The organism is Paenibacillus mendelii, from assembly GCF_024498075.1.
Lineage (GTDB): Bacteria > Bacillota > Bacilli > Paenibacillales > Paenibacillaceae > Paenibacillus_Z > Paenibacillus_Z mendelii.
Window position 1 is genome coordinate 1,039,816 of record NZ_JANHOF010000001.1, and the last position, 17,569, is coordinate 1,057,384.

A 17,569-nucleotide genomic window follows, 5' to 3' on the forward strand; every position below is an offset into this window, starting at 1 on the left:
GACATAGGCTGGGCTGTTTACACCCAACCATAAAAAGAGGCCGCGTTACGCCATAATCGTAATTCCGCGTCTTCCTTCGCGAGCCCCTTCAGCTCCGCAATCTTATCCACTACTTGTCTTACCATGAGCGGCTTCGTCCGTTCACCGCTAAAGGGGCCTTCAAACGGCCAAGGGCCATCGGTTTCGGTCATCATCAGCTCAATCGGGTAAGCCCTCACAAGCCGCTGAATCTCAGGCTCATATTCGACATCTGGCGTGATGGAGATGTAATAACCTGCTTTAATCATTCGGTCAATCGTGGCAGACGATCCCTTGAACCAGTGAAAATGCGCTTGACGTACGCGATGCTTCTCCAACAGATCAAGCGACTTATCCGCATCCTCATAGACAGCATGCAGAACGATTGGCAGCTGCGTGTCAGAAGCAAGCTTGATGAATTTCTCCAGCAGCACTATATAAGGCATCTCGTCAAACGGTCTTCCCGCCGCTTCCGATTCCGTTCGCGTATAATAGGGCAATCCCACCTCGCCGATGACAAACCGTTCACCGGAAGCGAAGCGGACACGAATCCAGCGAAGCAGCTCTTCGATCGCGGCTTCGCCTGGCAGCGGCTGCTCGGGATGGAATCCGTATGCAGGCCGTACTCGGCCGGGGAACCGACTTGCCAGCGCTTGATTCGTCCGGGAGGATTCCAGGTGCATCGATACCGCCACCACACCGGTTATACCGCCAGCGAATGCCTCGGACAACAACGGTTCCCGCTCTTCCTCGGGATATAAATCCACATGCAGATGGGCATCGAACCAGCGCCCCGCCACCGGCTGTGAACGCTTTGATGATGATGCACTGTCCCTGCTTTCAAATCCGCGATTCTGGTTCACGCTGCCTTCTATATTCCCGTCCTCAGATTTCACGAGTGTCCTCCCTTCGACTCCGCGGGTGTGAGCAGGCTATAAATTTCTCGTTTCAGCTCGTTGAATACCGGATCGCTCCAAAGCTGCTCCCCGCGCGGACGCGGGAAAGGCACCATAATCTCGCGAATCACCTTCGCAGGTGCAGTAGAGAGCACGAGGATACGATCGGATAGCAGCAGCGCCTCTTCAATACTATGCGTGATGAATAACACGGACCGCCTGTCTTCCTCCCACAGCGAGAGCAACCACGTCTGCATATGCTGCCGGGTTAATGCATCGAGCGAACCAAAGGGCTCATCGAGGCACATGAGCGGCTGCGGTGACAGCAGCGCACGCAGGAACGAGACCCTCTGCTGCATGCCTCCTGACAGTGCATGTGGATAGGAATCCGCATCCCTCTCCAGCCCGATTCGCGCTAACCATTGGCGTGCAGATTGCCGGGCCTCCATCCGGTCGATACCGGCAATCTCGAGGGCCATCTCAATATTCCCTGCAACCGACAACCATGGCAGGAGCGAGGCATGCTGCGGCATGTATGAAATCAGACCGCGTTCTAACGGAGCAATTCGCCGACTGCCGATACGGATCTCGCCCGCATTCGCCTTCTCAAGACCGCCGATCAGATGAAAGAGCGTCGATTTGCCGCTGCCCGAAGGGCCGATAAGCGAGACGAATTCACCTTCCTTGACATGAAAGGATACATCGTCCAGAACAGCCTTCGAGGTGCGCCCGGACGCAAACGTCTTTGATACACCAACTACATCCAGAGCATGCGTCATCGTCCTGCCTCCTCCTCGCTCCGTACGCGCCACCGGATCATCATTCGCTCTGCAGCTGTGATTAATCCAAACAATAACAAACTAATGGCGATGATTGTGACAATACCGACGAATACCCGGCTCGTCTGCCAACCGTTCGAAGCCAATTGAATGAACTTACCAAGTCCCTTATCCGCCGTTGACTCCGCATAGATGGCGCTAATGACACTGTAGCTAGCCGCGATTTTCAAGCCGGAGAACAAATAACTGATCGAGCCTGGCAGCTCAAGCCGCCAGAAAAGCTGACCTTTGGTCGCTCCGATCATCTTCATATAGTTGACAAGTTTTGGATCGGCCTGCGTAAGTCCGGTTAGCATCGCCACCGCAACGGGAAAGAAGCATACAAGCATAAGCAGCAGCAGCCGGGGCAGCATACCAAAGCCGAACCAGATAACGAATAAGTTGATCAGCACAAAGACGGGAACATTCTGGGTCAGCACGAGCAGTGGATAGAAGCCTGCCTTTACCCAAGGAACCAGATGCAGCAAAGCGGCGAGCAACAAGCCCGCCGCCGATCCCGCTGCAAACCCAAGCAGCGTAATACCAAGTGTCGCAGATGCATGCTCGAACAGCCGCGGTGCAACGGACACGAACTCCCTAGCAATGTCAAGCGGCGAGGGAAGGATATACTCCTCAACTCCCATTAGCCTTACAGCCGCTTGCCAAATAACGATCAGCGAGGCAAGAACGACAACAGGCGGTCCTGCCTTACGAAGGCTGAACCATCTTCTATTGCCCATCAGGGTATTTCTCCAGCAGACGGTCCATCGAAGCCCCGCTTCCCGGATTGTGATACACTTTGATCTGGGAAATAATCGACGGGCAGCCCATCTCAGTCATCGCCTCGTTCATGCGCTGGACGATGGCAAGCAGCTCACCCAGCTCGCCCTCCATCGTCGTTTCGAGCGGCGCTACCCGGTAGGGCACGCCAGACGCTTTAATGATATCGATGGCACGGTCAACATAGGGAAGGACGCTTTCGCCTCCGGGGGTATGAGGTATAATTTGAATGCTTAGCAATGTGTTAGCCATGTTGTTCATTCTCCTCTCGAATTGCTGATCTTCATAGCAGACAATCAGTATTTCCGGTATGACACCAATGGTTTATTCCGGCAGAAACTCGTTCGTGAACGCCTTCTCCGCATCCAGCTCTTTATCCAGCAGCTTGTGCTCAAACATCCACTGTGCGTAGTTTTTCCAAACGTCGAGCTTTTGCTCACCCCACCGCGGCGCATCGTCTTGGTATTTGGGGCTGAGCCATTTCTGACTGGCACGAACCAGTTCGGGCTTCAGTTCTGGCTCTGCCTTGATGAGTACTTCTGCTGCTTCCTCAGGATGATCGATTGCGAATTGATACCCTTCCGCCGAACCTGCTACAAACGCCTGCACAATTTCTTTGTTGCCTGCAATCATCTTTTCGTTAGTCGCCAATACCGGTGTATAATAATCCAGCTTGTCGCTGTAATCGGTCAAATATACCATGTTCAGCTTATCGCCGCGCAGCTCGGCCTCTACACCCGTCCACGCGTAGAAAATCCAGGCAAAATCGATATTCTGCTTAACGGCCGTGAAGAAGTCCACATCCCCTGTACTGACGATCTTAACCTTCTTCGCGTCTGCTTTCTCCTCCTGCATCAGTGAATCAATAACCGCTTCCTCTGCCGGGGAACCCCAGCCGCCGTACGTCTTCCCTTCAAAATCCTTCGGCGTCTTGATGTTCTTGTCCGCCGGGGAAGCAAAGCCCGAGGTATTATGCTGAATGACCGCCGCGAGTGAGACGATTGGAACGCCTTGAATACGCGCCTGCGTAATGCCTTCCTGATAGCTGACGCCGAATTCCGCCGCTCCTGTCGCGACCATTTTGTCGGCACCGGCTTCACCAGGCTGTATGATCTCGACATCCAGTCCGTGATTTTTGTAAAATCCGTTGTCACGGGCTACATACAGGCCGGTATGGTTCGTATTCGGTGACCAGTCGAGCACCACCTTCACTTTCGTCAGCGGTTTAGCCGCCTCCTTATCAGCGGTTTCACCCGTACTGTTCCCGCCAGCACCGCTCTCCTTCTCCGGCGCATTCGCTCCATTGTTCGCGCCACAGCCTGTAAGCGCAAGCAGCATGATAACGAGTGCGATCCCCCATTTTGCCAAAGTTGTGTTTTGTTTGCCGTTCCTCATGATCAACTGCTCCTCTCCGTATTGCTTGGTGAGCGACAACCATTAGACATTACCATGAACCCATAAGAAAAAGCGTCCCCCTGGAATGGAAGACGCTTCGACATTGCTCTCTTGTCCCGCACAGCTTCCTTCCCTTAAAAGGCGAAAGCGGCACGGCTTGACGCGCAATTCCTACGCTGGCATTATCCAGATCAGGTCAGTGGGTCGGGATTCATCGGATCCCCTCTCAGCCGGCCAAACTCCAGCTCCCCGTGTCATATTCAGTTTGTCGCAAAACTTATTATAGCACTTGTCGGGCAAAATACCACTCTTTTATATCCAGAAGGGTTACGCTTCATCCTTCGGCGGGATCGAACAAATCCATTCTAAAGCTTATTTTTCAGCCGCCGCCCCGCCATCGACGCCTTTATTACTCCCCAGCCCTCTTAAAGCCCCGATGACCAGCAGCAATAGAGGAATGACAATTTGAAACAGAGGAAAAATTTTCACGCTGACGGTCAAGCCAATCCAGATGAACGTCGTATGGTCTGGCTCCAGGAAAGCCATGGCGGCGATAAGAACGATAATCACGACCGCATATGTGCGATAAGACTTCGGAAAAATCCCATTTACGACGAGGATCGCGGCCATATAAAACAGCGTCATCTTGACATAAAGTCCGATATAGAGCAGCAGTGTAACAAACACATCGACCCGCTCAAGGAAACTGGCGAAGCGGATCAGTTGAACGACTTCAAGGAGCGGCAGCGACGAAATCGATGCGATTTCCGGACCGAGTATGGAGATCGTGAGCGCGTTCATCAGCGTCAAGAAGAACGCCACGACGATATACGCCCAAACGGCGGCTCTTCCTAGCCGCTTGTTCTCCTTCACGCGGTGCCAGAACACGAGGAACACGACCATTTGCCCGAAAGGGAATGATACGATGTCGGGAAAAGCGGCGTTCAGGACGGGGGCTACGCCGTGCTCAAGCATCGGCAGCAGCCTGTGGTAATTGGACAGCCGGGAAACGATTAGCAGCAGCAGGATGAACGCATAGCTGACGAACACGATCGGAAATAGCAGTTCGACCACCCGGAAGAAAACCGTCGTTCCTTTCCAGGCGGCGTACAGCCCGATTAGACAAACAATTGCGATAATAATCCATTGCGGCGTCTGCTGCAGAATCGTCATGACGGTCAGCTCGCTGAAATCGCGTACGTTACGGCTTGCCTCGTAAATAAAATAAACCGCAAACAACAGACTGACCGCTGCTCCGAGAATTCGGCCAAGGTGGGCTCGAAGCAGTTCGTTCAGGCCATAGGAAGGAAAGCGGAGTTGAATGCGCAAATAGATCCAGGTCAGGACTAGCCCGGCTAATGACGCGAACAACATGGCAAGCCACGCATCCTGCTTGGCTTCGATGCCGAGCTCGAACAGCGGCGTGCTTCCCAGTTCGAACATGACCGTCATGACCACGATTTGGTACTTTCCGAGCGCCCCCATCGTCCTTCACCTCATCTTTGTCCGCCTGTCTTTTCCTGTGCCGCCTTAAAGCTGTTATTGCTCATACCGGTCCGGGAAACGGACACCTTGGTTTCCAACCGGATTTGCACGTCTTCCAGCTTGTCATTCCAGCCGGAACGGATTTTGTTCCACGTTTGCGGATATTTCTCATGGATGATGGTGCCGAAGCCGACAATATCCGCATGCTGTTTCTTCACCGCCACCCATCCGGCACTCATCATACGGTTTATTTCGCCGGCAATTTGGCTCTCCATGCGCCGAATGGATTGGGGCTTAGACAAATCGTCTATGCAGCGGTATTCGGTCAGGACGCCTTTCACCTTCGTACGGATTTGCATGACGAAGCCGTCCTTCGTGCGTTCCGGCTTGACCGTCGTCTTCGCTTCTTCGATGCGTATAGAAGATGATCGCGTCGTTTCGCCATTGACGCAGGCGAATGCGACCGTGGTCTGTTTAATTCGGCCGGATAGCCACATGACCCCCCGGCTCTGCTGTTCATTCAACCAGCCGATCAGCTTGTCCCCCTGAATGAGTCCGAGCTGATGGAGACGGATCTTCTTATTGGAATGCGTCTCCTTCATAATGTCGACGGAATCCGCCAACTCGCCTTCTCCCGATAGGGTCAAGCTCGGAATGCCGGCCGTATGGGTCGGACCCAGCAAGTCGAGCAGAATGCGATGGATTGACATCTGCGGAAACGACGAGCCGTTCTTCTGGTCGTTCTCGATCATACGCTGAACGGCTTGCCCGGGAATCTTCTCGAGGGGCATCAACTGCTCGAGAATGCTGCGCGCTTTGCCCCGTGTCAGAAACACGGTAACCGTTTCCCTTGAATCCGGGGTGCGCAGATAGACGTCAAGGAGCGGACCGATTCCTTGGCGAGCCGCCTTCTCACTGATGACGACCATTTGGTTATGGGGAAAGTATAGCTTCCGCGACAGCTCCTGACTCGTCTTGTTGACCGCCTCGCGTATACTGTCACTCTCCGTGGAGAATACATAGACGGGAGCTCCACCGGTCGAAACGCCCGTCGTGGCGGAGATCGCTTGAGGAATGATCAATTGGTAGGACATCCGCCATTTGCCGTTATCCTCCACATCGACTCCGGTTGCTGAAACGATACTGATATCGTTCAGCTCGATCTGGTTCCAGCAGCCACATTGAACAAGCAGGAGTAGAACGGCCGCGACGATTCGGACTATCCGTTGAATGAGCATACCGTTACTCCTCCTCCGGACCGGAGCTTCGGCGCTGCCATGGCGGCGCTTTGGCGTCCTTCTTGCGCTTTCCCCCGCCGATCGCGAGTGGTCTCGTCGACATCGCCCATCTTGGGACGCGGATCAGAATATCTTTCAGACTGCTAGGCAGGAGCGGCGCTGCAGGCGTCATATACGGAACGCCGAACGAACGCAATCCAGCGAGATGGGTTAACACCACGATAATTCCCGTAATAATGCCGAAGAAGCCAAGCGCGCCTGCCAGAAGCATCAAAGAGAAGCGGATCAAACGGGCAGCGATGGCGATATTGAACTGGGGGGTGACAAAGTTGGAAATCGCCGTGAATGAGACAGCGATGACCATCGCAGGCGATACGAGCCCCGCTTGCACCGCCGCTTGCCCCAATACGAGGGCGCCGACGATCGAGATCGCCGGGCCGATTGCCCGGGGCATACGAACCCCGGCTTCGCGCAGAACCTCGAAGGTGATTTCCATGAGAAGCGCTTCCGCAAGCGCCGGGAACGGGACTCCTTCCCTCTGAGCAGCCAAACTGATTAGCAGCGTCGTCGGCAGCATTTCCTGATGAAACGTCGTGACGGCGATATATGTAGCGGGCAGCAGCATGGAGACGACAAACGCAAAATGACGCAGCATCCGTAAAAACGTGGAAATATCGTAACGTTGATAGTAATCTTCCGCCGATTGGAAAAATTTAAAGAAGGTGACCGGCGCAAGAAGAACGAAAGGCGTTCCGTCCACAATGACCGCCACCTGTCCTTCCAGCAACCCGGCAGCCACCACGTCGGGCCGTTCCACGTTCATAAGTGTCGGAAACGGTGTAAACGTCTTGTCCTGGATGAATTCCTCTACGTATCCGCTCTCGAGCACGCCGTCTATATCGATTGCACGCAGCCTTCGGTTCATTTCATTGACGACGCCGGCGTCGGCGATTCCTTCAATATAAACGACAGCGATCCTGGTGTTGGTATGCCTTCCGATATAGAGACAGTGGATGCGCAGCTCGGACGATCGGATAATACGCCTGAGAAGGCCGATATTGGTCATACAATTTTCCGTAAAGCTGTGCTGAGGGCCGCGAATGACGGTTTGCGTGCTCGCCTCAGTAACAGCACGCTGTTCGCCCCCGCTCACGTCCGCGGCTAAAGCCGTCTGCTCGGATTCAGCGAGAATAAGGCATGATCCACCAAGCAAGGCTTCCAGCGCTTCCTCAATAGTCGTGATGGATCGAATCGTTCCAATGGAAAGAATGTGCTTGGCAATACCGACGATGATGCTGCCCTGTCTGTTGTTGTCCTGTCCGCTGTCCTGCAAGTCGAGTGGCGGTATCGGGCTATCCGCCAAGGGCGACAATATCCCTTCCTGGATCATCCGGTGATCGACGATGCTATCGATATAAACGACTATCAGCCGGATCGACTCTTTCCCGGCGCTACGCAATTCACGGAGCACGATATCGAGGCTCCCGCCAAGACGATCGCCAATTACGCGGGCGTTAACGTCCAGATCGGCCGTCAACGGTTCGACTTTATCGGTCTGCTTCCCGCCTTTTCCTTTAGTGGATGTATAGGTGTCGGACTGACGTGCGGAGCCTTTACGTTTGGAGAAGAAAGCCATAGCGTCCACCTTTTTCTTGGTAAGAGATCCACCTTATTGTGGGTAGACGCCAGAGTTATTATGTACTGCTGGGGAAATAAATCGGGTATGTAAGAACCGGTCTATTGGGGAGAACCGCTGCGGCCGCCGCGGAATTTCTGGGTATGCGCCTTCGCTTCGTCTGTGTTCGTCACCCGGTTGCGGCTCCATTCGATCAGGATGCGATCGATGTAGCGGAAGTGGAGCTTGCCTGCAAATACAGCTTCCTTCAGCGCAAACCGGATAAGCTCGTCTGGATACTTGTCCTGATCCAGCCAGGCGCTAATCGTTTCGCACTCCATCGGAGATAAGGGACGGCCGAACTCCTGCTCGAACACCGTAAATAGATCGGATGCTTTGGGCTCAACTTCGCGCTCTTCACGATTGTTCTGCATGGATTGGCGGGCGCTGTCCGACAGCCACTCCGCCGAACGGAGCATCCAACCATCCCAGTTATAGCACTCTGATCGGATGCCCGTAATCGGATCGACTTCTTCATCGATGGAGAGCAGCCCTTCCTTCATCAGTCGTCCAAGCAGCTGATGGGCGGCCATGGGTGTGACGCCGAGCCGCTCGGCAAGCTGCTCCGGTGTTGGAAAGTCGATTTGCTCCAGCTGCCGGAACATCAGCAGCTGAAGCAGCAGCAGCATCTCGGTATCGGATAATCCGATCGCTCTATAAGCCCGCAGCAAACCTGCGGGGATTACAACGCTTCCGCCGTTCATGGCAGCAGCCATGCCCCGTGCGTAAGCCTTCCACATATCATTGTTTTTCAATCATGTACCCTCCAAAAGTTTTGTGAGCGAATGCGTCCCTATAACCGGCTGCTTCACAAAACCCATCGGAATCGTACGAGGGATTGGACGCTCGTTTACGGATAGAGCCGGTGAAGCAAGCGCGGGAACGGAATCGTTTCCCTTACGTGCTCCAAGCCGCAAATCCAGGCGACTGTCCGCTCCAGTCCGAGGCCGAAGCCGGAGTGGGGAACGGTGCCGTAGCGGCGCAGATCCAAATACCATTGGTACGCCTCTTCAGAGAGCTGATGCTCATCAAAGCGCTCCGTGAGCAGCTGCGGATCATCGATCCGCTGCGATCCGCCGATAATTTCACCGTATCCTTCCGGCGCGATCATATCGGCGCATAGGACGACCTCCGGCCGTGCAGGATCCGGTTTCATATAGAAAGACTTAATGGCAGCCGGGTAATGCGTAATAAAGACAGGGCGGTCGAATTTCTCGGCGATAGCCGTCTCATGCGGCGCTCCGAAATCCTCACCCCATGGCACATCGAAGCCGTTCTCTTGAAGCAGCTTGATGGCGTCATCGTATGTCATGCGGGGGAACGGTGCTTGGATGGACTCCAGCTTGCTAATATCCCGACCAATCGTCTCCAGCTCTTTGCGGCAATGCGTGAGCACAGATTGAATAATCGACGAAACAAACTGCTCCTGTACGCGCAAGCTCTCCTCATGATCCACAAAAGCCATTTCGGGTTCAATCATCCAGAATTCGATCAGATGACGGCGGGTCTTCGATTTCTCCGCACGAAACGTCGGCCCGAACGAATAGACTTTACCCAGTGCCATGGCAGCGGCCTCCATGTAGAGCTGACCGCTTTGCGTTAAGTAGGCATCGTCGTCGAAATATTTGGTGTGAAACAAATTCGTCGTGCCTTCGCAAGAAGAAGGCGTCAGAATGGGCGGATCAACCAGCGTAAAGTCGCGATCGTCGAAAAACTGTTGAATCGCGCGTATAATTTGCGCACGCACGACTAGAATGGCACGCTGCTTCGGCGTTCGCAGCCATAGGTGCCGGCGGTCCATCAGAAAGTCGACGCCATGCTCCTTGGGTGTGATCGGATATTCCTCGGTTAGCTGGATGATCTCAATATCCTCTACGAGCAGCTCGAAACCCGAGGGACTGCGCGGTTCTTCACGCAACGTTCCTCGGACGTATAAGGAGCTTTCCTGCGTCAGGCGCTGAGCCGACTCCCAGACGGCTTCGGTCACTTCGCTTTTCACAGCAACGCCTTGAATGTAGCCCGTCCCGTCGCGAAGCTGAAGAAATTGGATTTTACCGCTGGAACGTTTGCCGCTGAGCCAACAGCCGATCCAGACCTGCTGCCCGGCGTACTCGCTTACTTGCTTGATCGTTCTTAACGTTTTCATCGTGAAATCACGTCCTTTCGGATCCTATCCTTCCCTTTTCCGTGGAACAGGCGGGCGTCGGTTAGCTGCTGACCAAGAAATATCCATCAATTCTGTACGCTTCCGCGGGAAACGAAGGCTTCTATAACCTATGCTTCCACTTCTACGATATTGCGATCTTCAGCTTGCTGCATCAAGATATGGTACGTATCCCGCGCAATAAGCAGCTCCTCGTTGGTCGGAACGACCAGGACAGCGACGCGCGACTCGTCCGTCGAGATAAGACGCGCATCCTTCGAGCGCTCCTCATTGCGGGCGCGATCGAGCTCAATACCAAGAAACGTAATCCCTTCGCATACCGTCTGCCTGGTGATCACGGAGTTTTCTCCCACGCCGGCAGTGAAGACCAGCGCGTCTACACCGTTCATGGCCGCCGCATAAGCTCCAATATACTTCTTCACTCTGTGCATGTACATGTCGAAAGCAAGCTTCGCCTGCTTATTGCCTTCCTCCATCGACTCCGTTATTTCGCGCATATCACTGCTGAGGCCGCTAATAGCCTGCAGGCCGCTATGCTTATTCAGCATGGAGTTCACTTCGTTCAGCGTCAGGTCTTCCTTGTTCATCGTGAACGGGACGATGGCCGGATCCAGATCTCCGCTTCGGGTTCCCATCATCAGGCCTTCCAGCGGGGTAAGCCCCATACTTGTATCGTAGGACTTCCCATGGAGAATGGCGGTACAGCTCGCCCCGTTGCCGATATGGCAGGTAATCATCTTCAACGATTCGAGAGGTTTCCCGAGCTTTTCCGCCGCCTGGCGGCTCACATAATCATGAGAGGTGCCGTGAAAGCCGTATCGGCGGATCTTGTGCCGTTTATATAGCACCATCGGAATCGGATATAAGAAGGTTTCCTGCGGCATGGTTTGATGGAATGCCGTGTCGAAGACGACTGTCTGCGGAACATCCGGCATATTCGTTTCAACCGCGTTGATCCCCATCATCGCTGGCGGGTTATGTAGAGGCGCCAGGTCAAACAGCTTGCGGATTTCAAGCTTCACGTTGGCATCGACGAGCGTGGAATGCTTGAAGCTTTCCCCCCCGTGCACCACCCGATGGCCGACAGCTTTGATTTCGTCCATGGACTTCAGCACACCGTACTCGGGATGAGTCAATAATTCGATTACGCGCTTGACCCCTGTAATATGATCCAATATTTCACTTACATGTCTAACCTCAGGCTTACCCGCCGGTTCATGGGTTATGATGGAGGAGTCGAGGCCAATGCGCTCCACCCGGCCTTTAGCGATTACGCTTTCGTCATGCATGTCGTAGAGCTGATATTTAAGCGATGAGCTTCCGGCATTCATAACCAAGATTATCATATGCGATTCCCGTCCTTATCATAATTGAAAAATCCGACTCCGCTCTTCGCGCCGAGCTGACCGCCGCGAACCATCTTCTTTAATACGATTGAAGGACGGTATTTCAATTCCCCATAATCGCGGAACATCCGCTCCAGTGCCGCCAGCACCGAATCGAGTCCGAAACGGTCGGCCATCTCAAAGGGTCCGTTCTGAAAGGAATATCCGATCCGCATCGCGCTGTCGATATCATCGGCGGAAGCAACGCCTTCCTCCAACACATGCAAAGCTTCGTTTATAAACAGACAAATGAGGCGCGTCGTTACATAACCGGGCGATTCGAACACCATGACGCCCTTCTTCTGGATAATGACCTCGACAAAATGCTTGGTACGTGAAAAGGTATCGTCTGAAGTCTTTAAGCCCCGCACGATTTCAACCAAATCCGTCTTCATGACCGGGTAGACGAAATGCATGCCGATGACTCTTTCCGGGAAAGCGGTAACACTGGCAAGCTCAGTTAAACTGAGCGTAGAGGTATTGCTAGCTAGTATGACATTCGGTCCGCATATCCGATCAAGCTCTTCAAATACGGTCTTCTTGCTGTCCAGATCCTCGGTTATCGTCTCGATCACAAGCTCGCACTCGTGCATGGATAACATCGTGTCCACGATATGAATCCTGCTGATGACCAGCTTCTTCTCCGATTTGGTTATGGCCCACTTCTCGATTTGCTTGTCCAAGCTCTGCTCAATCATGGCCAGGGCTTGCGATTGCCGATCCTCCGAATGCTCATATACATATACGTCCAGCCCATGAAAGGCAAGCATCTCTGCAATACCTTGACCCATCGTACCAGCTCCGATTACGCCTACTTTACGTACACTCAATTATGTCATCCCCCATATGCGCAAATAAAATCGAAGCTTATCCGCTTTCACTCTCCGTCTCTTATTATACCGTGTTTGTTTCACCGGGGCTAGGGAGAAACCTGGATGAAACCGTCTTCCTACGGGCATCGGGCAGTCTTAATTGTGACAGTACATGTACGAAAAAGACAAAAAAGGCGGAGCTGGACTCCGCCTTCCATTCGTTTATGCCGTTACCAGCGCGCTCGGGCTGCCGAGTGATTCAAGAAGCTCTCTGAACTGGTCGCCGCCTAATGTTTCCTCGCGGATGAGCACATCCAGCGACTTCTCAAACACGACTCGCTGTTCCTCGAGAAGCTGTTTAACCTGAATCATTAAGCCGTTCAGAATCTCCCCATTGACATGGGCCCACTTGTCGGGAGTCATCATCGAATTGTCGACAATTCCCATCTCCGTCAAGCCGGATTCAACCAATGTCCGCACGATGCTCATCGCTTGATCAAAATCACCGCGCGAGCCCGTGCTGCGATCGCCGTAGAACATTTCCTCGGCGGCGGCACCGCCAAGCGCGATCATGATCTGTCCCTCCAGAAATTGCCGCGTGTACAAATAACGGTCCTGCTGCGGATTGTGCCGTACATAACCAAGCGCTTGTCCGCGCGGGGACAGCGCAACCTGAGATACGCTGCCGGGTCGGACCAGCTCGGCGGTAATAGCATGCCCCAGCTCGTGCAGGGCTACACGCTCCTGCTCTTCCTTCGTTGCCTCCCGGTCTGTCTTCTCGCCCATCATGACCTTGTCAATCGCCATTGACAGATGGCGGTGCGAGATGGATTCCGTTTCATCACGCATCGCATAAATCGCCGCTTCGTTCATCACGCTCTCCAGCTGTGCACCGGAGAAGCCGAACGATTCCGCAGCTACCTTGTCCAGGTCAGCATCCTCGCCAAGCGGCTTATTCCGCGCATGTATGCTCAGAATATGCGAGCGGCCCTTCTTATCCGGAAGATCGACGGAGATATGACGGTCGAATCTGCCCGGACGCAGCAATGCGCTGTCGAGCATCTCCTTCCGGTTCGTAGCCCCCATTAACAAGATTCGGGGAGTATCGGACGTATGGATACCATCCATCTCGGTCAGCAGCTGGTTCAGTGTCTGATCGTATTCGCGATGCTGCCCTCCGTCCCGCTTGCCGCCGATCACATCGATTTCATCGATGAAGACTACAGCGCTGTTTAATCCGGCCTTCGCCGCCTTCTGCCTGGCTTCCTTAAAGATATCACGTATGCGGCTTGCCCCTACTCCGACATACATCTCGACAAATTCTGAACCCGATGCGGTCACATAGACGGAATTGGTATACTGCGCTGCTGCTTTGGCCAGCAGCGTCTTACCGGTTCCCGGAGGACCTGTCAGCAGTATTCCTTTTAACGGGCGAATGCCGAATTTCGCAATTTGTTCCTCGTGAACCAAGAAATCCAGAGCTTCGATCAGCTCCTGCTTAGCCCGCTCCTGACCGCCAATTTCATCGAAGGACAGCTGAAGGGGCGGCCGGGACTTCGTTCGGCGATCCCCGCCGACCGCAGCCAAATTGCCGCGCGATCTGATCATGAACAGCAGTCCGCCGAGAATCACGATGGACAGAACTAATGGCATGACGTTCATGCCGACGAAAAACTGCAGAAAAATTAAAAGCACGGGTACGAAACCAATGGCAATCTCCTTGATGTAATTACGCATTTGGCCACACCCCCAGCTTGTCAGGCGTACGCGGAAGAACGATATACTTCGTTGATGCTCCGTCCTTCAAGGTGATGTAGACGTTCACCTCATCCATCTCCGATGCTGCTTGCACACCTTTATACTGCGTTTCGATCTGCTTCATAGCCGCAGGGATTTCCGTATATTTGCGTGTTTCCATCGCTTGTGCAACGTCGAACAGCACGGAAGCCCATACATCGTTCAAGGTGGAGTCCGACTGCTCTCCCTGAATATTCAGGCGCAACTCGCGGGAGCCAATAACGGATTCGCCCTCACGTGCTATTTGATCATATATATTGCGAATGTTCGCGTCTTTATTAAGGGTCAGCTCCATCGTTACTGCATCACGGCCGATCACCGGCTTTGCCGTATCTACGCCGGGCACACTCTGAACGATTTGCTCGAGCGGCTTCACAGCAGCAAAGTTCCGGTACGTATACCAGCCTCCAATGAGGAGGGCCGCTGATATCACGGCAGTTATAATCGTAGGAAGAACTCGAATTTTCATATCTGCAAAAAGCCCCCTTTCAAGGATGCTGTAACTCTCTTTATAGCAACAAGTGTATACCCGTCTGCTATAAAAAAGTATATCACATCAACTTGTGTAAGGGGGTGTGTAATAGATGGCAGAGCTGGGTGCTGCACATCCGCTGGCAATCGCCGCTATTGCTTGGGCAGGCTGTACGTGATGATATAACCGCCGTCGCTATACCGGTAAAAATCATAATAATAGAAGTTCGTCCCCGACTGATCGCGGGAATAGAACAGCTCCCAGACGGGCTGGCCATCCTTCCATCCGAGTTTGATATGCTCCAAATCGGCATCGGGCTTCGAGCTGAGAAGCTTTTCTTTCAATTGGTCTTTGGTAAAGCCTTCTTTCACTTTGCGGATGACTGGCTGCTTGGTTATGTCCGTTTGTTCCGCCTGTTCTTCGTTCAGCCACACATATACATCGTCGCCCTGCTCATCTTTTCCTTCGACGATCCATACCGTTTCGTCCCATACATAGGTGTAGGAATCGCTCGTTTCCTTCAATGCGGCCGCCTTCATGGCCTGTGCTTCAACCTTCGTTTGCACATTCCACAAGGGGGCTTGAACATAACGGTAATATCCATTTGCTCCGATCAACAGGACGATCAAACTAGCGATAACCACTGCGGCTATGCGCGCCGGGGTCATCGAGGACGGACGCTTGCGGCGTGTAGCGCGCATTACCGTGCCAGCAGCCTTTCAAAGCAGCGCTGCGCCTCTGCTTTTACTTTCGACTCGTCGAGAAGGAGACATTCTCCCGATCTGACGACCTGGCGTCCGTCGATCCATACATGCTTAACGTCCCGTCCAGAACCAGCATACACAAGATGCGAGAGGATTTCCGTCTGCGGGTAAAAGTGAGGCTGGTCGGCATCGATCGCGATAAAGTCCGCCTTCATTCCCTGCTTAAGCATCCCCATTTGCTTCTCTTGTCCTAAAGCGCGGGCGCCGTATACCGTTCCCATCTTAAGCGCCTCGGAGGCAGGCACCGCAGTCGGATCGCCCGACACTCCCTTATGAATTAGTGCTGTAAGACGAATTTCATCAAATAGATCCAAGTTATTATTGCTCGCCGCACTGTCCGTACCCAGAGATACCGTAACTCCTGCTCTTAGCAGCTCCGGCACGCGCGCAACACCGCTGGCCAGCTTCAGATTGCTCGCCGGATTGTGAGACACCGCTGCTCCACGCTCCGCAAGCAGGGCAATTTCGTCATCGTTCAGATGAACCGCATGTGCAAGCAGGGCAGGACGTGAGAAGAAACCAAGCTTGTCCAGATGCTCGACCGGCCGGCAGCCATACTCATTCACATTCTGCTGCACCTCCGCCATGGATTCCGACATATGCGTATGCAGCGGCAAATTAAGCTCATGTGCGGCTTCAACGATACGCTCGATATAATCCGGGGGACAGGTATACGGCGCATGAGGAGACATCATGGTCGTTATGCGGCCGTCTGCCTGACCATTCCAATCCTTGGCGAACTGCTTGGCTTCCATCAGCTTCTCGGTTTGAATCTCAGGCAGACATAAGCCAATTACACCGCGGGTCAAAACGCCGCGAATACCCGATTGCATGGCCACCTCGGCTACAATATGCATACGGTCATACATATCCACGAAGGTGGTTGTACCCGATTTCAACATTTCGGCCACAGCAAGCGATGTGCCCCAGCGGACATCCTCGTCGGTAAACTTCGCTTCCATCGGCCACATTTTCTGCTCCAGCCATACTTGAAGCGCTTCGTCATCCGAATACCCCCGCAGAAGTGACATCGCGGAGTGCGCGTGCGTATTAATCAAGCCCGGCATAAAGACAAGCCCTTGTCCGTTCAACCGCTGCGCCCCTTCCGGGGCCGGGCTTGGCGCCTCTTCTCCCAAATAGACGATACGGTCATTCTCTACGACCATATGTCCTTTCAATACGGGACGGCTATCATCCATGGTCACGAATGTGCCGTTCTCAATCCACAGCCGGTTCATCGTCTTCCTCCTCTTTCTTCTCCAAATAATACGCTAAGCTCAGCAGCTCCGTTGTAAAATCGGCATAATGGATCCGTATATGATCGGGAACGCGCAGAATGGTCGGCGCAAAGTTCAAAATCCCTTTCACACCTGCATCTACGAAACGGTCCGCCACATTCTGCGCTTCAACTGCAGGGACGGTAATAATTCCGATCACGATGTTGAGCTCTTCCACCTTCGGCTTCAGATCGTCCATCGCTTGAACGGTCAGACTGTTTATTTGCGACCCCACTACGGCAGGATGCGCATCGAATACGGCCGTTATTTTCATGTTGTCTTTCAAATACGTATTGTAATTGCATAGTGCCCGCCCTAGATTGCCGGCACCTACAAGCCCGACGCTAAGCGGCTGGTCGAGCTTGAGGATTTGCCTTATCTTTTCAATGAGATACGAAACGTCATAACCAATTCCTTTACGTCCAAACTCGCCGAAGTAAGCCAAATCTTTGCGGATTTGCGCCGGATTAAGATCCAGCTTGTTGCCGAGCTCCTGCGACGAGACAGTCTGGACGTCCCGTTTATGCAGATCATTCAGCACCTGCAGGTAAACTGGCAGCCTGCGCACGACCGCTTCGGATATTTTCTTCATG

Annotated in this window: 17 protein-coding genes and 1 riboswitch; all 17 genes read right to left on the reverse strand. The window is 53.5% G+C overall.

Annotation, left to right across the window (positions count from 1 at the left end):
* Positions 1 to 17: 17 nt before the first annotated feature.
* Positions 18 to 914 carry a TatD family hydrolase gene (locus NNL21_RS04580; protein ID WP_309145304.1) on the reverse strand — a complete coding sequence of 299 codons (897 nt, stop codon included), beginning with the start codon at positions 912 to 914 and terminating at the stop codon, positions 18 to 20.
* Positions 911 to 1,693 carry an ABC transporter ATP-binding protein gene (locus tag NNL21_RS04585; RefSeq protein WP_204816243.1) on the reverse strand — a complete coding sequence of 261 codons (783 nt, stop codon included), beginning with the start codon at positions 1,691 to 1,693 and terminating at the stop codon, positions 911 to 913. Before NNL21_RS04585 ends, NNL21_RS04580 begins: the two co-directional genes overlap by 4 nt.
* Positions 1,690 to 2,472: an ABC transporter permease gene (locus tag NNL21_RS04590; RefSeq protein WP_204816244.1), complete on the reverse strand. Its 783-nt coding sequence runs from the start codon at positions 2,470 to 2,472 to the stop codon at positions 1,690 to 1,692. Before NNL21_RS04590 ends, NNL21_RS04585 begins: the two co-directional genes overlap by 4 nt.
* Entirely contained in the window at positions 2,462 to 2,764 is a 303-nt protein-coding gene (locus tag NNL21_RS04595) for a thiamine-binding protein (protein WP_204816245.1), read from the reverse strand. Before NNL21_RS04595 ends, NNL21_RS04590 begins: the two co-directional genes overlap by 11 nt.
* 72 nt (positions 2,765 to 2,836) lie before the next feature.
* Positions 2,837 to 3,907 carry an ABC transporter substrate-binding protein gene (locus tag NNL21_RS04600; RefSeq protein ID WP_256555046.1) on the reverse strand — a complete coding sequence of 357 codons (1,071 nt, stop codon included), beginning with the start codon at positions 3,905 to 3,907 and terminating at the stop codon, positions 2,837 to 2,839.
* A 151-nt stretch (positions 3,908 to 4,058) separates the two neighbouring features.
* Positions 4,059 to 4,169, reverse strand: a riboswitch (TPP riboswitch).
* 110 nt (positions 4,170 to 4,279) lie between these two features.
* Positions 4,280 to 5,392 (reverse strand): GerAB/ArcD/ProY family transporter, encoded by a 1,113-nt coding sequence (locus NNL21_RS04605; RefSeq protein ID WP_204816246.1) that lies wholly within the window; start codon positions 5,390 to 5,392, stop codon positions 4,280 to 4,282.
* A gap of 11 nt (positions 5,393 to 5,403) precedes the next feature.
* Complete coding sequence (locus NNL21_RS04610; protein WP_204816247.1) at positions 5,404 to 6,630, reverse strand: Ger(x)C family spore germination protein; 1,227 nt, start codon at positions 6,628 to 6,630, stop codon at positions 5,404 to 5,406.
* Between the two features lie 4 nt (positions 6,631 to 6,634).
* Positions 6,635 to 8,266 (reverse strand): spore germination protein, encoded by a 1,632-nt coding sequence (locus NNL21_RS04615; protein WP_204816248.1) that lies wholly within the window; start codon positions 8,264 to 8,266, stop codon positions 6,635 to 6,637.
* 101 nt (positions 8,267 to 8,367) lie between these two features.
* Positions 8,368 to 9,060, reverse strand: a complete 693-nt coding sequence (locus NNL21_RS04620; protein ID WP_256555047.1) for a DnaD domain protein — start codon at positions 9,058 to 9,060, stop codon at positions 8,368 to 8,370.
* Positions 9,061 to 9,155: 95 nt separating this feature from the next.
* On the reverse strand, positions 9,156 to 10,451 hold the full coding sequence (gene asnS / locus NNL21_RS04625; RefSeq protein ID WP_204816249.1) for an asparagine--tRNA ligase: 1,296 nt from the start codon (positions 10,449 to 10,451) through the stop codon (positions 9,156 to 9,158).
* 128 nt (positions 10,452 to 10,579) lie between these two features.
* Positions 10,580 to 11,815, reverse strand: coding sequence for an acetate kinase (locus tag NNL21_RS04630; protein WP_204816250.1), 1,236 nt, complete (start codon positions 11,813 to 11,815; stop codon positions 10,580 to 10,582).
* Positions 11,812 to 12,684, reverse strand: coding sequence for a 3-hydroxyacyl-CoA dehydrogenase family protein (locus tag NNL21_RS04635; RefSeq protein ID WP_204816251.1), 873 nt, complete (start codon positions 12,682 to 12,684; stop codon positions 11,812 to 11,814). Before NNL21_RS04635 ends, NNL21_RS04630 begins: the two co-directional genes overlap by 4 nt.
* A gap of 204 nt (positions 12,685 to 12,888) precedes the next feature.
* Entirely contained in the window at positions 12,889 to 14,403 is a 1,515-nt protein-coding gene (locus NNL21_RS04640; RefSeq protein WP_204816252.1) for an AAA family ATPase, read from the reverse strand.
* Positions 14,396 to 14,932, reverse strand: a complete 537-nt coding sequence (locus tag NNL21_RS04645) for a hypothetical protein (protein WP_204816253.1) — start codon at positions 14,930 to 14,932, stop codon at positions 14,396 to 14,398. The genes NNL21_RS04640 and NNL21_RS04645 overlap by 8 nt, the downstream gene beginning before the upstream one ends.
* Positions 14,933 to 15,087: 155 nt before the next feature.
* Complete coding sequence (locus NNL21_RS04650) at positions 15,088 to 15,636, reverse strand: cell wall elongation regulator TseB-like domain-containing protein (protein WP_204816254.1); 549 nt, start codon at positions 15,634 to 15,636, stop codon at positions 15,088 to 15,090.
* Positions 15,636 to 16,937 (reverse strand): amidohydrolase family protein, encoded by a 1,302-nt coding sequence (locus NNL21_RS04655; protein ID WP_204816255.1) that lies wholly within the window; start codon positions 16,935 to 16,937, stop codon positions 15,636 to 15,638. Before NNL21_RS04655 ends, NNL21_RS04650 begins: the two co-directional genes overlap by 1 nt.
* The gene (locus tag NNL21_RS04660) at positions 16,918 to 17,568 is read right to left on the reverse strand and encodes a redox-sensing transcriptional repressor Rex (protein WP_204816256.1); all 651 of its coding nucleotides are present in this window, start codon (positions 17,566 to 17,568) and stop codon (positions 16,918 to 16,920) included. The genes NNL21_RS04655 and NNL21_RS04660 overlap by 20 nt, the downstream gene beginning before the upstream one ends.
* Between the last annotated feature and the right edge of the window lies 1 nt (position 17,569).

Coding starts and splice junctions, on each gene's coding strand:
- NNL21_RS04615 (WP_204816248.1), bottom strand. CDS start 8,266: ATGGCTTTCTTCTCCAAACGTAAAGGCTCCGCACGTCAGTCCGACACC.
- asnS (WP_204816249.1), bottom strand. CDS start 10,451: ATGAAAACGTTAAGAACGATCAAGCAAGTAAGCGAGTACGCCGGGCAG.
- NNL21_RS04610 (WP_204816247.1), bottom strand. CDS start 6,630: ATGCTCATTCAACGGATAGTCCGAATCGTCGCGGCCGTTCTACTCCTG.
- NNL21_RS04585 (WP_204816243.1), bottom strand. CDS start 1,693: ATGACGCATGCTCTGGATGTAGTTGGTGTATCAAAGACGTTTGCGTCC.
- NNL21_RS04660 (WP_204816256.1), bottom strand. CDS start 17,568: ATGAAGAAAATATCCGAAGCGGTCGTGCGCAGGCTGCCAGTTTACCTG.
- NNL21_RS04655 (WP_204816255.1), bottom strand. CDS start 16,937: ATGAACCGGCTGTGGATTGAGAACGGCACATTCGTGACCATGGATGAT.
- NNL21_RS04640 (WP_204816252.1), bottom strand. CDS start 14,403: ATGCGTAATTACATCAAGGAGATTGCCATTGGTTTCGTACCCGTGCTT.
- NNL21_RS04650 (WP_204816254.1), bottom strand. CDS start 15,636: ATGCGCGCTACACGCCGCAAGCGTCCGTCCTCGATGACCCCGGCGCGC.
- NNL21_RS04595 (WP_204816245.1), bottom strand. CDS start 2,764: ATGGCTAACACATTGCTAAGCATTCAAATTATACCTCATACCCCCGGA.
- NNL21_RS04605 (WP_204816246.1), bottom strand. CDS start 5,392: ATGGGGGCGCTCGGAAAGTACCAAATCGTGGTCATGACGGTCATGTTC.
- NNL21_RS04630 (WP_204816250.1), bottom strand. CDS start 11,815: ATGATAATCTTGGTTATGAATGCCGGAAGCTCATCGCTTAAATATCAG.
- NNL21_RS04590 (WP_204816244.1), bottom strand. CDS start 2,472: ATGGGCAATAGAAGATGGTTCAGCCTTCGTAAGGCAGGACCGCCTGTT.
- NNL21_RS04600 (WP_256555046.1), bottom strand. CDS start 3,907: ATGAGGAACGGCAAACAAAACACAACTTTGGCAAAATGGGGGATCGCA.
- NNL21_RS04645 (WP_204816253.1), bottom strand. CDS start 14,932: ATGAAAATTCGAGTTCTTCCTACGATTATAACTGCCGTGATATCAGCG.